10 protein-coding genes are annotated in these 14,334 nt (G+C 71.8%); 7 read left to right on the top strand and 3 right to left on the bottom strand.

All coding sequences use genetic code 11. The features are described 5' to 3' along the window. Positions 1 to 22 precede the first annotated feature (22 nt). The 7 genes from ACZ6KY_RS13655 to ACZ6KY_RS13625 all read left to right on the top strand — a co-directional run bounded on the left by ACZ6KY_RS13655 (position 23) and on the right by ACZ6KY_RS13625 (position 7,347). The gene (locus tag ACZ6KY_RS13655) at positions 23 to 865 is read left to right on the top strand and encodes a M24 family metallopeptidase (protein WP_469310476.1); all 843 of its coding nucleotides are present in this window, start codon (positions 23 to 25) and stop codon (positions 863 to 865) included. After that, positions 862 to 2,631, top strand: a complete 1,770-nt coding sequence (locus ACZ6KY_RS13650) for an SDR family oxidoreductase (RefSeq protein ID WP_469310475.1) — start codon at positions 862 to 864, stop codon at positions 2,629 to 2,631. The genes ACZ6KY_RS13655 and ACZ6KY_RS13650 overlap by 4 nt, the downstream gene beginning before the upstream one ends. 92 nt (positions 2,632 to 2,723) lie before the next feature. Continuing rightward, a complete protein-coding gene (locus ACZ6KY_RS13645) occupies positions 2,724 to 3,629 on the top strand; it encodes a metal-dependent hydrolase (RefSeq protein ID WP_469310633.1) in 906 nt (301 codons plus the stop codon). A 35-nt stretch (positions 3,630 to 3,664) separates the two neighbouring features. Next, on the top strand, positions 3,665 to 4,609 hold the full coding sequence (locus ACZ6KY_RS13640) for a MerR family transcriptional regulator (protein WP_469310474.1): 945 nt from the start codon (positions 3,665 to 3,667) through the stop codon (positions 4,607 to 4,609). A gap of 230 nt (positions 4,610 to 4,839) precedes the next feature. Further along, positions 4,840 to 5,388, top strand: a complete 549-nt coding sequence (locus tag ACZ6KY_RS13635) for an RNA 2'-phosphotransferase (RefSeq protein ID WP_469310473.1) — start codon at positions 4,840 to 4,842, stop codon at positions 5,386 to 5,388. 72 nt (positions 5,389 to 5,460) lie between these two features. Then, positions 5,461 to 6,363 (top strand): LLM class flavin-dependent oxidoreductase, encoded by a 903-nt coding sequence (locus ACZ6KY_RS13630; RefSeq protein WP_469310472.1) that lies wholly within the window; start codon positions 5,461 to 5,463, stop codon positions 6,361 to 6,363. Between the two features lie 96 nt (positions 6,364 to 6,459). Beyond that, positions 6,460 to 7,347 carry a Cof-type HAD-IIB family hydrolase gene (locus tag ACZ6KY_RS13625; RefSeq protein ID WP_469310471.1) on the top strand — a complete coding sequence of 296 codons (888 nt, stop codon included), beginning with the start codon at positions 6,460 to 6,462 and terminating at the stop codon, positions 7,345 to 7,347. Positions 7,348 to 7,572: 225 nt separating this feature from the next. Here ACZ6KY_RS13625 and ACZ6KY_RS13620 read toward each other — a convergent pair whose 3' ends face one another. The 3 genes from ACZ6KY_RS13620 to cydD all read right to left on the bottom strand — a co-directional run bounded on the left by ACZ6KY_RS13620 (position 7,573) and on the right by cydD (position 14,279). Then, the gene (locus ACZ6KY_RS13620) at positions 7,573 to 8,622 is read right to left on the bottom strand and encodes a M23 family metallopeptidase (RefSeq protein ID WP_469310470.1); all 1,050 of its coding nucleotides are present in this window, start codon (positions 8,620 to 8,622) and stop codon (positions 7,573 to 7,575) included. Between the two features lie 146 nt (positions 8,623 to 8,768). Further along, positions 8,769 to 10,487, bottom strand: a complete 1,719-nt coding sequence (locus ACZ6KY_RS13615; RefSeq protein ID WP_469310469.1) for a GAF domain-containing sensor histidine kinase — start codon at positions 10,485 to 10,487, stop codon at positions 8,769 to 8,771. A 258-nt stretch (positions 10,488 to 10,745) separates the two neighbouring features. Then, positions 10,746 to 14,279: a thiol reductant ABC exporter subunit CydD gene (gene cydD, locus ACZ6KY_RS13610; protein WP_469310468.1), complete on the bottom strand. Its 3,534-nt coding sequence runs from the start codon at positions 14,277 to 14,279 to the stop codon at positions 10,746 to 10,748. Between the last annotated feature and the right edge of the window lie 55 nt (positions 14,280 to 14,334).

The following is a 14,334-nucleotide window of genomic DNA, read 5'->3' as shown; positions in this document are numbered from 1 at the left end:
GCGGACAGGGTGGGACGGTGGCATGACGACGGCAGTGGCAGGCGAACTCGCGGCGGAACTGCGGGGGTTCAGAGAGGTCCAGCGCCTCGCGTACGAGTGCGCGGAGGCGGTCGCGGCGCAGCTGAAGCCCGGCGTCACCGAGCGGGAGGCGGCGCGCATGCAGCGGGTGTGGCTGCGCGAGCGCGGGGTGCGGGACTGGTTCCATCTGCCGTTCGCCTGGTTCGGCGACCGCACGGCCTTCGCCGGCTTCCGGATCCCGCTGCAGTTCTTCCCCACCGACCGCCGGCTGAAGCCGGGGATGCCGTTCATCCTGGACATGGCCCCGGTGCACAAGGGCTTCACGGCGGACATCGGTTATTCGGGCTCGCTCGGGCCGAACCCCGTGCAGGACAGGCTGCTCGCCGATCTGGAGGCGCACCGCGAGCTGATCCTGCGCGAGGTGCGCGAGCGGCGGCCCCTGCGGGAGATCTACGAGGACGTCGACCGGCTCATGACCCGTCAGGGCTGTGCCAACCGGCACCGCGCGTATCCGTTCGGCGTGATCGCGCACAAGGTGGACCGGGTGCGGGAGCGGTCCTGGTCGCCGCGTCTGTTCGGGTTCGGCACACAGTCCCTCAAGGGGCTGGCGAGCGACGCGCTGCACGGGCACCGGGAGGGCTGGTCCCCACTGTGGTCGCCGTACAAATTCTCCGACCACCCGCCCCGGCCGGGGCTGTGGGCGGTCGAACCGCACCTGGGATTCCGGGGTACGGGCGCGAAGTTCGAGGAGATCCTGGTCGTCACGGACTCCAGGGACCCCGAACAGAGCGCGTTCTGGCTCGACGACGATCTGCCGCACGTGCGGCGCTGGGCGGAGGACAAGTGAGTCTCGTGGGCGCGCGCGAGCGCTGGGTGCGGACGGGCGGGATCGAGCTGTGCGTCGCCGAGCTGGGCGACGAGCGGCAGCCGACCGTGGTGCTCGTGCACGGTTATCCGGACTCCAAGGAGGTGTGGTCCGAGGTCGCCGTCCGGCTGGCCGACCGCTTCCATGTCGTGCTGTACGACGTAAGGGGACACGGCCGTTCGACGGCGCCGCAGCCTCTGCGCGGCGGGTTCACGCTGGAGAAGCTGACGGACGACTTCCTGGCGGTCGTCGACGCGGTGAGCCCCGACGAGCCCGTGCACCTGGTGGGCCACGACTGGGGTTCGGTGCAGTCGTGGGAGTTCGTCACGGTCGCGCGAACCGAGGGCCGGATCGCGTCCTTCACGTCGATGTCCGGTCCGTCCCTCGACCACTTCGGCCACTGGATCAAGCGGCGGATGAAGCGGCCCACCCCGCGCAGGATCGGCCAGCTCCTCGGCCAGGGCGCCAAGTCCTGGTACGTCTACCTGCTGCACACGCCGGTGCTGCCCGAGCTGGCCTGGCGCGGCCCGCTGGGCAAGCGGTGGCCGAAGATCCTCCAGCGGATCGAGAAGGTGCCCGCGGGCGACTACCCGACACCGTCGCTGCCCTCGGACGCGGCGCACGGCGCGTGGCTGTACCGCGACAACGTCCGGTCCCGGCTCGGCCGCCCTCGTGAGGACGCCTACGCGCACGCGCCCGTGCAGCTCGTCACGCCCCTGGGGGACGCCTTTCTCTCCGAGCGGCTCTACGACGAACTGGAGACGTGGGCGCCGCGGCTGGTGCGCCGCACGCTCCCGGCCAAGCACTGGGTCCCGCGGACCCGCCCCGACCAACTGGCCGCCTGGATATCCGAGTTCGTGACGGCCAACGAGGGCCGCGAGGCGGGGATGCCCGCACCCGGGCCGGCGGCCACCGGCAAGTACGCCGACCGGTTCGGCGGGCAGCTGGTCCTGGTCACCGGCGCCGGCAGCGGCATCGGGCGGGCCACCGCGTTCGCGTTCGCCGAGGCCGGCGCGCGCGTGGTGGCCGTCGACAGGGACGCGGAGGCGGCGGCCCGCACGGCGGAGCTGTCCCTGCTGATCGGCTCACCCGCGGCCTGGGCCGAGACGGTCGACGTCTCCGACGAGCAGGCCATGGAGAAGCTCGCCGAGAGGGTCGCCACCGAGTACGGCGTGGTGGACGTGCTGGTGAACAACGCCGGTATCGGCCTGTCCGGTTCCTTCTTCGACACCACCCCGGAGGACTGGAGGAAGGTCCTCGACGTCAATCTGTGGGGCGTGATCCACGGCTGCCGGCTCTTCGGGAGGCAGATGGCCGAGCGCGGGCAGGGCGGCCACATCGTCAACACCGCGTCGGCGGCGGCGTACCAGCCCTCGAAGGCGCTGCCCGCCTACAGCACCTCCAAGGCGGCCGTCCTGATGCTCAGCGAGTGTCTGCGCGCGGAGCTTGCCGGGCAGGACATCGGCGTCTCGGCGATCTGCCCAGGCTTCGTCAACACCGACATCACCTCGACCGCGCGCTTCGCCGGCGTCGACGCGGCCGAGGAGAAGCGGCGCCAGAAGAAGTCGGCGCGGCTGTACGGGCTGCGCAACTACCCGCCGGAGAAGGTCGCCGACGCGATCCTGCGCGCGGTCGTACGCAACGAGGCGGTCGTGCCGGTCACCCCCGAGGCGCGCGGAGCCCACCTCATGCACCGCTTCGCGCCCAGGACGCTGCGCGCGATCGCACGAATGGAGCCACCCCTGTGAGCGAACGATCGCACGACGCGGCGGACAGCCCGGCCGGACCGCCGGAAGACGGCGCGGCAGGACCGCTCGGAGACGGCCCGGCCAGTGGTTCCGTGAGCGGCGGCCACCACGCGATCCTCCCGAGACGGGTGTCCTTCGACTGGCAGGACACACCGCTGCACTGGATCCCGGAGGAGCCCACCGCCACCCACGTCATCAATGTGCTGCATCTGCTGCTCCCGGCCGGGGAGAGGTGGTTCGTGCGGGTCCTCAAGGAGGCGCTGCCGCTGGTCCGCGACCCCGAACTCCGCAAGGACGTCAAGGGGTTCATGGGCCAGGAGGCCACGCACAGCGTGCAGCACGCGTACGTCCTCGACCACCTCGCCGCCCAGCGGCTCGACACCTCCGCCTTCACCCGGCACGTCGACTTCCTCTTCGAGAAGCTGCTCGGCGAGGAACCGCCCCTGGGGGTGCCGGTCCCGGCCCGGGAGTGGCTGCGCTTCCGGCTGTCGATGGTCGCGGCGATCGAGCAGTTCACCGCGGTGCTGGGCGACTGGGTGCTGACGGCCGAGGGCCTGGACCTCGCCGACGCGGACGAGGTCATGCTCGACCTGCTGCGCTGGCACGGCGCGGAGGAGGTCGAACACCGCTCGGTGGCCTTCGACCTGTACCAGCACTGCGGCGGCGAGGGCGCGCCCCGGTACGCCCGCCGGGTCGCGGGCATGGCCGTCACCGCGCCGATGATGCTCTATCTGTGGATGTGGGGCACCGCCTATCTGATCCGCCACGACCCCCAGCTCGCCGGCCGGCTGCGCTACTCGCTCGCCGCCCACAACAAGGCGGTCCGCAAGGGTCTGTTGCCCAGCTGGAAGGAGCTCGGCTCGGCCATACCGCGCTATCTGCGGCGGTCGTACCATCCGTCGAAGGAGGGCTCTCTGCTCAGGGCCGTCGAGTATCTGGCGCAGTCGCCCGCGGCGCGGTCGGCGGTGGGGGCGATCGGGCGGGCGGCGGCCTCTTAGGGCCCAGGGGCGGAGAGGGCAGGAGGCTGCGGGAGATGAGCGACGAGCCGGGCGGTGCCGCGTACCGCATCGAGGACCTGGCGCACCGCAGCGGTGCCACGGTCCGGACGATCCGCGCCTATCAGGACCGCGGACTGCTGCCCCGCCCCGAGCGGCGCGGTCGCGCCAATGTGTACGCGGACGCCCATCTGGCGCGGCTGCGGCAGATCGCCGAACTCCTCGACCGGGGCTACACCTTGGCTTCGATCAAGGAACTCCTGGAGGCCTGGGACGCGGGCCGGGGTCTCGGCGGGATACTCGGCCTGGTCGCGGAGGTGGACGGTCCGTGGACCGACGAGGAGGCCGCCCGGATCTCGCGGGCCGAGCTGGAGGCGCGGTTCGGCGGCCGTCCGGACGACGCCGCGGTGGCGGACGCCGTGGAACTCGGCGTGCTGGAGCCCGTTCCGGGCGACGCGGACACCTTCCTCGTTCCGAGTCCTCAAGAGCTTTCCGCGGCGGTCGAGTTGTACACGGCAGGAGTTCCCCTGTCCGCGATCTCCTGCCATCTAAGGGAGTTGAGGGGACAGGTCGAGCACATCGCCTCGCGTTTCCTGGAGTTCACCACGGAGCATGTCTTCGCGCGCTATCTGGGGGAGCACCCACCGAGCGACGCGGAGGCGGCCGAGGCTGCCTCGCTCGTCCGGCGGCTGCGACCGCTCGCGCAGCAGACCGTGGATGCCGAACTAGCCCGCGCCATGCGGCTCTTCGCCACCCGCCATCTGAGCCGGCACCTCGCGGCAGGGCAGCTCCCGGACGAACCGGAAAGCGTACGCACGGTGAAGGTCGCCGCCGGGACAATGCGGGCCGTGGAGGGCCTTGTTGGCACTGAACACGCGGCTGCGTTCGTCACGGCGGCCGCCGAACGAGAGCTACAGGCGCGCACGTTGGACCGGCTGGCCACAAAGGGCGCGAATCCCAGCATTGTTGACGAACTACCTTAAACAGCCGCCGCGTTGTCCACAGATTCGTCAATTCACCTGTGGATAACAGGACTTGGCTGTGGATCAAACCTCCGATCCAAAATCAAATGCGTGATCCGTCTCTCGCCAGGCACGCTGGGAGGATGAAGGAACAGACGGACGGCCGGACGCAGGGACCGACGCGTGACCGGACGCGTGACCAAACGCATGAGCGGACGGACGATCGGACGGAAAGACAGGCCGATGAACAGATGGATGAAAAACGCACCGTGAAGGTGTCGAAGTACCTCTCGAAGCATCTGCGGCACCAGCCCGAGCGGATCGGACTCACGCTCGGCGAGGGCGGCTGGGTCGAGATCGACACGCTGATCTCCGCGGCGGCCGCCCACGGCTTCCGGTTCACCCGCGACGAACTCGATCATGTGGTGGCCGACAACGACAAGCGCCGCTTCGCCGTCGAGGGGTCCCGGATCCGGGCCAGCCAGGGTCACTCCGTCGAGGTCGACCTCGGACTGCCCCCGGCGACCCCGCCGGCGTACCTCTACCACGGGACCGTGGCCCGCACCCTGGACGCGATCCGCGCCGAGGGACTGAAGCCCATGAACCGGCACGACGTGCACCTCTCGACGGACCGGGAGACGGCCACCCGCGTCGGCGCCCGCCGCGGCCGCCCGGTCGTGCTCTCCGTGGACGCCGCCGCCATGCACCGCGACGGCCACGTCTTCCGGGTCAGCGCCAACGGCGTCTGGCTGACGGAGGCCGTACCCCCGCGCTACCTGCGATTTCCCGGTCCTCACTGATTCCCGGCGCCGGACGCCGGCCCGGGGACCACCCTGAGGCGGCCACGCCCCGGCTCCGTTTACGCTCGACGCATGAGTCTGCGTCTGAGCACCGTGATCCTGCCGTACGTCCGCTGGCACGAGGGCGGGCGTTCCGCGTGGCAGCGTGCGGAGCAGCTCGGCTTCCACACCGCGTTCACCTACGACCATCTCTCCTGGCGGACCTTCCGCGACGGCCCGTGGTTCGGAGCCGTGCCGACACTGACCGCGGCGGCCGCCGTCACCGACCGGCTGCGCCTCGGCACGCTCGTCACCTCGCCGAACTTCCGGCACCCGGTCACCCTCGCCAAGGACCTGATCTCCCTCGACGACATCTCGAACGGCCGGGTCACGCTGGGCATCGGCGCGGGTGGCACCGGTTTCGACGCCACCGCGCTCGGCCAGGACCCGTGGACCCCGCGTGAGCGCGCCGACCGCTTCGGTGAGTTCGTCCCGCTGCTCGACCGGCTCCTCACCGAGGACTCCGTCTCCTACGGCGGCAATTTCTACTCGGCGCACGAAGCACGCAACATCCCCGGCTGTGTCCAGCGCCCCCGGCTGCCGTTCGCGGTGGCCGCCACCGGCCCGCGCGGACTGAGGCTCGCCGCCCGGCATGGACAGGCGTGGGTGACGACCGGCGACCCGAAGCTGTACGAGACGGGCACCCCCGAACAGTCGGTTCAAGCCATTCGCGGGCAGATCGGCAGGCTGGCCGACGCGTGCGCCGAGATCGGCAGGGACGTGGCGGAGCTCGACAAGGTCCTGCTCACCGGCTTCACCCCGGACCGGGGGCGCCCCCTGGAGTCCCTCGACGCGTTCGTCGACTTCGCGGGCCGGCACGTCGAGCTGGGCTTCACCGACATCGTGATCCACTGGCCGATCCCCGACTCGGACTTCGCCGCCGACGAGAAGGTCTTCGAGCGGATCGCCACGGAAGCGGTGGCCCAGCTGCGCTGACGCCCGTCGCCCACCAAGGGTTCGACAGGGTGTAACGGCGCTGGTGAGGACGGTGACCACTCAAGTGTGCGGACCGCCGCACGACCGTGCGCATATATGCGGGAGAATGAGCACGTGACCTCAGCGACTCGCCGGCCCGAGACTCCGGCCTCCACCGTCCCGCCCCGGCTGATCGCCACGGACCTCGACGGCACCTTGTTGCGCGACGACAAATCGGTGTCCGCCCGCACGATCGCCGCCCTCGCCGCCGCCGAACAGGCCGGTATCGAGGTCTTCTTCGTCACCGGCCGCCCGGCCCGCTGGATGGACGTCGTCAGCGACCACGTCCACGGGCACGGCCTGGCCATCTGCGGCAACGGCGCCGCCGTGGTCGACCTGCACGGCGGACCCGGCGCCCACCGCTTCGTCAAGATCCGCGAACTGACGCCCGACATCGCCCTGGACGTCATCCAGGTACTGCGTTCCGCCGCGCCCGGCACGGTGTGTGCCGTCGAGCGGACGTACGGCCTCCATCTCGAACCGGGTTACCCCCTCATGCACATGGAGGGTCCGGAGATCGTCGCCCCCGCCGAGAAACTCCTCGCCGAGGACGCTCTGGACGCCGATCAGCCGGTGCTGAAGGTGCTCGCGTACCACCCGGACATGGACCCGGACGACTTCCTCGGCGTCGCCCGCCCGGCCATCGGCGACCGGGCCAACGTGACCCGGTCGAGCCCCAGCGCCCTGCTGGAGATCAGCGGCCCCGGCATCTCCAAGGCCAGCACCCTCGCGCTGTGCTGCGCCGAGCGCGGTATCTCCCCCGAGGAGGTCGTCGCCTTCGGTGACATGCCGAACGACGTCGAGATGCTCACCTGGGCCGGCCGCTCGTACGCGATGGGCAACGCCCACCCCGCCGTGATCGCCGCCGCCTCCGGGCGCACGGTCGCGAACAACGAGGACGGGGTGGCGGTCGTGATCGAACGGATCCTGGCCGGCCGTTCTTAACCGCCCGACAGCACGGCAGGGGGACCGCCGGACGTCACCCGGCAGCGCGACCACGGGGCCACCTGACCACTCGGCAGTGCGACCGCGGAGCCACCGGCGAACATGCCGGAGGCCCCGCGGCGGTCACTTCCCCGTCCCGCCGTAGGCGTTCGACGGACCCTCACCGCCGTCGTACGGCGGTAGTGCCGGTCGCCTCACCGCAACCGCGGCGAGCCGCCGGAGGCCCTACACAACGACCCCGTGCTCCGCCAGCCACGGCACAGGGTCGATCGCCGATCCCATGTCCGGCGTCACCCGCACCTCGAAGTGCAGATGCGGGCCGGTCGAGTTGCCGCTCGTGCCCGACTGCCCGATCCACTGCCCGGTCGCTACCCGCTCCCCCTGATCGACGGCGACGGACGCGAGATGCGCGTAGTGCGTGTAGTAGCCGTCGGGGTGCTCGACCACGATCTCGATGCCGAAGGCACCGCCACACGACACCTTCACCACCCGGCCCGCCCCGACCGCTCGCACCGGGGTGCCGATGGGCACCGCGAAGTCCTGCCCGGTGTGCCGCTGCGCCCAGTGCTCGCCCCCGCTGCCGAAGCCCGCGGAGAGTTCGTACGTCTCCACCGGAGCGACCCACGCGCGCGTGGGGTCCACCGGCGGCTGGTCGAGACGGACCGCACCACGGCAGGAACCCGCCGCCACCGAGGCGTCCGCCCGGCCCTGCAGTGCGGACCGCGCCTCGTCGAGCTTCGTCTCGATGGTCCGCTTGATCTCGGCGAGTTCCCCGTTCCGTTTCTCCAGCGCCTGCCACTCGGACCGGGCCTTCTCCTCGTCCGCGGCGAGCCGGCCCTCGGCCCGCCGGCTTTTCGCGACCGCGCTGACGACGACCAGATCGGCCCGCCGCACGGCACGCTGACCGCGCATCAGATCGTCGGGGTCCTTCGCGAACAGGATCTGCGCCGTGTACGGCAGCCCGCCGCCCTGCCGGTACTGAGCGCTGGCGATCCGGCCCAGGTCCTCGTGCAGTGCCGCGATCTCCTGACGCTCCTGCACGAGGAGCCGCTCAGCCCGCTCCGCCCGGCCACGCTGCGCCTCGGCATCCTTCCGTCCCACCTCGTACTGCCCCGTCGCCACTGAGGCGTCCTCGTACAGCCGCGCCACCTGGGCGCTGATGTCGAGATCCGCGCCGTCGCCGTCGCCGTCGGCCATCGCCGGCCGGGCGGCGAGAACCACGAGCGCGCACAACAGCGCCGGTACGAAAAGGGGATGGCGACGAGAGGAGCGCATGACAGCGATCGTGGCCCGCGCCTTCGGGCCCGGCCTGTTCAAGGGGTACACCTGGGGGACAGGACGTCACGAATGGCCCAGCGGCGGGACCGAACGGCCCCGTACCGGCGGCGTGGCCCGCGAACGGGTCATCCGCGCAAGGGGGTTCAGCGCGGAACCTGCCACACCACCGTCGTGCCGCCTCCGTCCGCGTCGATCCCCGGCCCGTACCAACTGGCGCCGCCCAGCGACTCGGCACGCCGTTTGAGGTTCTTCAGACCGCTGCGCCGACCGCCGTCGGGGATGCCGACGCCGTCGTCCGCGACGGCGAGGCGCACCCCCGGCCGCCCGTCCGGCAGGAGGGCGTCCGCGTCGACGGAGACCTCGATGCGGGAGGACCCCGCGTGCCGGAAGGCGTTGGAGAGGGCCTCGCGCAGCGCGGCTATGAGGTTCTTGCCGGTGAGTTCGCCGACCGACGTGTCGACGGGGCCGGTGAAGCGGTGGCCCGGCTGGAAACCGAGGGGGACGGCGGCCATGTTGATCTCGCGGAGGACGCGGGTGCTCAGCCCGGACGGCACGTCGGCCGGTCCCTGCCGGAGCGCGAAGATCGCGGTGCGGATCTCCTGGATGGTGACGTCGAGTTCGTCGACCGCCTTGCCGACGCCCCTTTGCACCTCGGGCACGTTCGACCGGCGCTGCGCGCTCTCCAGCATCATTCCGGTCGCGAACAACCGCTGGATGACCAGGTCGTGCAGGTCACGGGCGATCCGGTCGCGGTCCTCGTACACCGCGAGCCGTTCCCGGTCGCGCTGTGCCTCGGACATCATCAGCGCCAGCGCGGCCTGCGAGGCGAACTGCGTCGCGAGGGTCCGCTCCGTCCGCGTGAACGGGTGTCCCGCGCGGCTCCGCGGGGTGAGGAGCGCCCCGAGGACCCGGCCGTCGCTCTGCAGGGGGAGCATCATGACGGGCCCGTAGGCGCGGGTGAGATCCGCGCGCAGGCGCGGGTCGACGGCCGCGTCCTCCAGGAACACCGGCTTCCCGTCGCGGAGTTCGGCGACCAGTTCGCTCTCCGGCGGGACGACCACACCGAGCAGCTTCGCAGGGTGTTCCGAGGCCACCGCGACCACCTCCAGGCCGCCCTCCTCGGCGGGCAGCAGCACGATCCCGGCGGCGGATCCGGAGAGCCGGCGCGCCTGTTCGGCGACGACCTGCAACGCGTCCTCGGCGTCGCCGCCCGCCAGCAGCGCGGTGGTGACGGCCACCGAGCCGTCGATCCAGCGCTCACGCTGCTTCGCCGCCTCGTACAGGCGGGCATTGCCTATGGCGATACCCGCCTCCGTGGCCAGCACCCGGACCATGTTGAGGTCGTCGTCACCGAAGGTCCCGCCGCCGCGCTTCTCCGCGAGGTACAGATTCCCGAAGATCTCCCCCTGCACCCGGATCGGCAGCCCGAGGAAGCTGTGCATCGGTGGATGGCCGGCCGGGAATCCACAGGAGCGCGGGTCGTCGGTCAGGTTCGCGAGGCGCACCGGGTCGGGGTCGCGGATGAGTGCCCCCAGCAGCCCCTTGTGGCCGTCGGGCATCCGTCCGATCCGTCGGGTGGTCTCCTCGTCGACGCCGTGCTGGACGAAGTCCGCGAGTCCCTCCCCGCTCTCGCCCACGACCCCGATGGCCGCGTAGCGCGCGTCCGTGAGTTCGGCCGCGGTCTCGCAGATCCGGTCCAGCGTGGCGTGCAGTTCCAGCCCCGATCCGACCGACCGCATGGCTTCCAGCAGCCGCGGTACCCGTGCGGCCAGCTCGTCGGGCAGCCCTCCCAGACCACGGACCGCCCGGGCCGCCGCGTCCGAGCTGCCGTCCGGAACGGGGGAGGCCGGCTCTGCTGACATGCCTTGAGCCTAATTAGTCACCTTTGCAAGGGAAAGTCGGTTCAGGAGAGGAAGCGAGCTCAAGACCCCCACCACCTCCCGCAGGCCACCGGTCGCCGCCCATCGCGCGCATCACCGCCGACCGGCCCGTAAGGGCTCAACACCACCGGACCCACGACCGGCCCATAAGCGCTCAGCACGCCACCCGCCCCCCCACCCATGACCTGCCCATAACGACGCTCGGCGCGCCACCCCACCCATGACCTGCCCGTACGGCGCTCAGCGCGCCACCGCACCCACCAGCAGATCTCCAGCGGTCTCCCGTTCCACCATCTCCCGCAGCGGTCCCTCGACGGCCGACAGCTCCGCGAACGACCCGCGCTGGACCACGCGTCCGTGCGCGAGCACGATGACCTCGTCGACCGCGTCGAGCCCGGCCAGCCGATGCGTGATCAGCAGGGTCGTACGGCCCCGCGTCGCGGCCAGCAGATCGGCGGTGAGCGCGTCGGCCGTCGGCAGGTCGAGGTGTTCCGCCGGTTCGTCGAGAACGAGTACGGGGAAATCGGCGAGCAGCGCACGGGCCAGCGCGAGTCGCTGGCGCTGGCCGCCGGACAGCCGTGCCCCGTGCTCACCGATCAGGGTGTCGAGCCCGTCGGGCAGCCCGTCCACCCAGCCGAGGAGCCGGGCCCGCCCGAGCGCGTCGCGCAACGCCGCCTCGGTCGCGTCCTTGCGGGCGAGCAGCAGGTTCTCGCGCACGGTGCTGTCGAAGAGGTGCGCGTCCTGGGCGCACAGTCCGACCAGCCGGCGCACGGCGTCCCCGTCCATCCCGCAGGCGTCCGCCCCTCCCAGCGTGTACGTCCCCGCTTCCGCGTCCAGGAACCTCAGCAGCACCTGCGCGAGCGTGGTCTTGCCGGCTCCGGACGTGCCGACCACGGCGACCCTGCGGCCTTCTTCGAGGGTCAGATCGAGGCCGGCCAGTGCGTCCCGGTCCTGTCCCGCGTGCCGGGCCCTGAGCCCCGCCACCCGGAGCGGGAACGGCGACGCGGGCGCCGGCCGCGGCTGCTCGGGTTCGCGTACGGGATCGGCGGCGTCCAGCACCTCGTACACGCGCTCCGCGCTCTTGCGCACCCGCTGCCGGTACTGGACGGCGAGCGGCAGTCCCGTGACGGCCTCGAAGGCGGCGAGCGGGGTGAGGACGACGACGGCCATCAGCACACCGGGCAGGCGCCCGGCGGCGACCGCCTGGGCGCCCACGAGAGCGGTGGCCGCGACGGTGAGTCCGGACACGAGTGCCGTGAGTCCGTCGCCGAGGGCGGTCGCGGTGGCGGCTCGCGAGGCGATCCGGGTGAGGACGGCGTCCGCTCGCCGTGTCTCCGCGGTACGGACGGGCAGCGCGCCCGCGACGGTCAACTCGGCGGTCCCCGTGAGCAGATCGGCCACCTGGGTCGCCAGCGCGCCGCGTGCGGGAGCCAGCCTGCGCTCGGCGCGGCGTGCCACGGCGCCGGTCACCAGGGGAACGCCGGCACCGGCCACCAGCAGACCGACGGCGAGGGCGGCACCGGCTTCGGGCAGCAGCCAGGTGGCGAAGCCGACGGAGCCGGCGGACACCAGGAGGGCGGCTCCGGCCGGTAGCAGCCACCGCAGCCAGTAGTCCTGGAGGGCGTCCACGTCGGCGACGAGCCGCGACAGCAGATCGCCGCGCCGGGTGGTCCGCAGCCCGGCGGGCGCGAGCCGCTCCAGACGCCGGTAGACGGCGACCCGCGTATCGGCCAGCATCCGCAGCACGGCGTCGTGCGACACGAGCCGTTCCGCGTACCGGAACACCGCCCGACCGATTCCGAACGTCCGGGTGGCTGTCACGGCCACCATCAGATACAACACCGGCGGCTGCTGGGAGGCCCGCGAGATGAGCCACCCGGAGGTCGCCATCAGGCCGACGGCGCTCCCGAGCGCGAGGCTGCCGAGGAGCAGGGCGAGCGCGAGCGGTCCACGGCGGGGAACCGCCATGGCACGGACGCGGGCGAGCACGCCATCCCGGCTCCGGTACCTCGGGGCGAGTGTTTCACCGTCCGCCGAGGGCACACCTTCCGGTTCGACTCCCCGGGGCGACTGCGTACGGCCCGGCTCCGCGGAACCGGGAACCTCGACGGGAGCCGCAACCGCCGGCCGCGGCTCGTCGGTCCCAGCGGCTTCCAGGCGCACCACCCGGTCCGCCACCTCCAGCAGGGCCGGCCGGTGTACGACCAGCAGTACGGTCCGCCCCACGGCGAGCCGTCGTACCGCCGCGACGACCTCGGCCTCGGTCGCCCCGTCGAGCGAGGCCGTCGGCTCGTCGAGCAGCAGCAGGGGCCGGTCCGCGAGGAACGCCCGGGCGATTGCGAGGCGCTGACGCTGACCGGCCGACAGCCCGGCGCCGTCCTCGCCGAGAACCGTGTCGGCCCCGTCGGGCAGCGCGTCGACGAATCCGGCCGCGCCGGCGTCGACGAGAGCCCCGCGCAGCGCCGCCTCGTCCGCGTCGGGTCGCGCCAGCCGTACGTTGTCGGCGATGGATCCGGCGTACAGGTGCGGTCGTTGCGGCACCCAGGCGATCCGTGAGCGCCACTCGGTGAGGTCGGCCTCGGCGAGATCGGCTCCCCCGGCCCTGACCCGGCCCGCGGTGGGCTCGGCGAATCCGAGCAGGACGTTCAGCAGCGTCGTCTTGCCCACGCCACTGGGTCCGACCAGGGCGACCGTCTCACCGGGTTCGACCGTGAAGGAGACGTCCGAGACCGCGTCCGAGGAGCGCCCCGGGTACCGCACGGTCACACCCTCGAACGCGATCTCCCCCGCGGACGCGTGCAGCGAACCGGACCTCGGCGCCGGGGTCTCCAGCACCGCGAAGATCTCCTCTGCGGCCGCTAGCCCCTCGGCGGCGGCGTGGTACTGGGCTCCCACCTGCCGCAGCGGCAGATAGGCCTCGGGCGCCAGCACGAGGATGACGAGCCCCACGTACAGGTCCATCTCGCCGCGGACGAGCCGCATTCCGATGGCCACCGCGACCAGCGCGACCGAGATGGTGGCGAGCAGTTCCAGGGCGAAGGACGACAGGAAGGCGATCCGGAGCGTCCGCATGGTCGCCTGCCGGTACTCACCGGTGATCTTCCGGATCGACTCGGCCTGCGCCTTGGCCCGGCCGAACACCTTGAGCGTGGGCAGTCCCGCGACCACGTCCAGGAAGTGTCCGGACAGCCGGGACAGCATCCGCCATTGGCGGTCCATCTGGCTGCGCGTGGCCCAGCCGATCAGCACCATGAACAAGGGGATCAGCGGCAGAGTGCCGACGATGATCGTCGCCGACACCCAGTCCTCGGTGACGATCCGCGTCAGCACGGCCACCGGGACCACCACCGCGAGTCCCAGCTGCGGCAGATAGCGCGAGAAGTAGTCGTCCAGCGCGTCGACTCCCCGCGTCGCCAGGGCGACCAGTGAGCCCGTCCGCTGACCGCTGAGCCACCCGGGCCCGAGGGATGCGGCCCGCTCCAGCAGTCTCCCCCTCAACTCCGACTTGACCGCGGCGCTCGCCCGGTGCGCGGCGAGCTCGGTGAGCCAGGCCACGACCGCCCGCCCGGCAGCGACGGCCATCAACAACACCAGGGGAGTGCGGAGTTCAGCGACGGAGAACCCGTGCTGGAATGCGCCGACCACCACCTCCGCGATGAGCATCGCCTGGGCGATGACCAGCGCCGCTCCAGCGGCACCCAGACCCACGACCGCCACAAGGAAGAGGCGGGTGGCTCGGGCGTACCGAAGCAGACGCGGATCGATTGGTTTCACGTGAAACACACCCCTGGCTCATCAGGCATGTTTCACGTGAAACATGCCATTACGT

Source organism: Streptomyces sp. NPDC042002, assembly GCF_055588305.1.
Note: the sequence above shows the minus strand (reverse complement) of the source record. Positions and strands in the feature narration are given on the sequence as shown.

What these genes read in the sequence shown, in the direction of transcription:
- ACZ6KY_RS13615 (WP_469310469.1), bottom strand. Translation starts at nt 10,487, where the DNA reads ATGTCAGCAGAGCCGGCCTCCCCCGTTCCGGACGGCAGCTCGGACGCG.
- ACZ6KY_RS13630 (WP_469310472.1), top strand. Translation starts at nt 5,461, where the DNA reads ATGAGTCTGCGTCTGAGCACCGTGATCCTGCCGTACGTCCGCTGGCAC.
- ACZ6KY_RS13620 (WP_469310470.1), bottom strand. Translation starts at nt 8,622, where the DNA reads ATGCGCTCCTCTCGTCGCCATCCCCTTTTCGTACCGGCGCTGTTGTGC.
- ACZ6KY_RS13625 (WP_469310471.1), top strand. Translation starts at nt 6,460, where the DNA reads ATGCGGGAGAATGAGCACGTGACCTCAGCGACTCGCCGGCCCGAGACT.
- ACZ6KY_RS13640 (WP_469310474.1), top strand. Translation starts at nt 3,665, where the DNA reads ATGAGCGACGAGCCGGGCGGTGCCGCGTACCGCATCGAGGACCTGGCG.
- ACZ6KY_RS13635 (WP_469310473.1), top strand. Translation starts at nt 4,840, where the DNA reads ATGGATGAAAAACGCACCGTGAAGGTGTCGAAGTACCTCTCGAAGCAT.
- ACZ6KY_RS13655 (WP_469310476.1), top strand. Translation starts at nt 23, where the DNA reads ATGACGACGGCAGTGGCAGGCGAACTCGCGGCGGAACTGCGGGGGTTC.